Here is an 845-nt window from a genome sequence, read left to right as displayed (position 1 = left end):
GCGGATTTCAGGTGCTGTAATTCTGAGTCGGGAATGCGAGCCATATCGTTATTCCTTTAAAAACCTGTCAAGATTTATTTTGATTCGCCATGCGATATATTATATAATCGCAATACGATAGTAAAGCAAGTCGTTTTAATAACATCCCTTATACTCGGAGCACTTTATGGCTGATATGACAGAAGAGATTATGCAGACCGAAGAACAGCGCCGGGCATTTGGTCAACGGCTGAAAGCATTGCGTAACCAGCAACGGAGAACACAGAAAGAAGTGGCTGGCCTGATTGGGTTGCAGCTTTCGCAATACAACAAGTACGAATCCGGGATGCACATTCCGCCTGCGGATAAGCTGATACAACTGGCTGAGTTATTTACTACATCGATTGATTATTTGTTATTAGGTTCGTCTGACGAACAATTACCGCTGAGTAACACGCGGTTAATCGAGCGGCTTAAAGCCCTTGAAGAATGCCAGCTGGAAGAGCAGGAAACCGTGATTAAACTGATTGATGCGGTGATTATGAAGAGCCGGGTTGAATCAGCGATGCGCCCGGTTGAGCAGGAGAAAGGCAGCTAAAGAGAACACATTTTTAACGCAGCTCCGGCGCGCTTGCAACACGCCGAAGTTGCTAACCACAAGCAACTAATAGGAGTTGAACATGGCTAAGGCGCATTCTAGGCAAAACCGTGCCGTAAATAAAGCGACAAAAACAGAACGTTATTACACCGTGGGGTACGTGCCGCAAAATGACAAGGCTAAAGCCCCGCCTGCCATCCATCTTAAAGGCCAGTGGCTTAAGGCCGCTGGCTTTGATAAGGGCTGCACACTCACGGTTAAAACTAAG

At 46.5% G+C, this 845-nt stretch carries 2 protein-coding genes; both read left to right on the top strand.

The window, feature by feature from the left end; genetic code table 11:
* Window positions 1-166 precede the first annotated feature (166 nt).
* The gene (locus tag AAY47_RS18860) at window positions 167-577 is read left to right on the top strand and encodes a helix-turn-helix domain-containing protein (RefSeq protein ID WP_047771862.1); all 411 of its coding nucleotides are present in this window, start codon (window positions 167-169) and stop codon (window positions 575-577) included.
* Window positions 578-659: 82 nt separating this feature from the next.
* The coding region (locus AAY47_RS18855; RefSeq protein WP_047771860.1) for a SymE family type I addiction module toxin at window positions 660-845 on the top strand (186 nt) is incomplete at its 3' end.

The sequence above is a fragment of the Xenorhabdus griffiniae genome (genome assembly GCF_001028135.1).
GTDB lineage: Bacteria > Pseudomonadota > Gammaproteobacteria > Enterobacterales > Enterobacteriaceae > Xenorhabdus > Xenorhabdus bakwenae.
The sequence above is the reverse complement of the archived record's forward strand: the minus strand, read 5'-3'. Positions and strand labels throughout refer to the sequence as shown.

Excerpts from the sequence above, each read along its gene's own strand:
- AAY47_RS18860 (WP_047771862.1), top strand. The coding sequence starts at position 167 with ATGGCTGATATGACAGAAGAGATTATGCAGACCGAAGAACAGCGCCGG.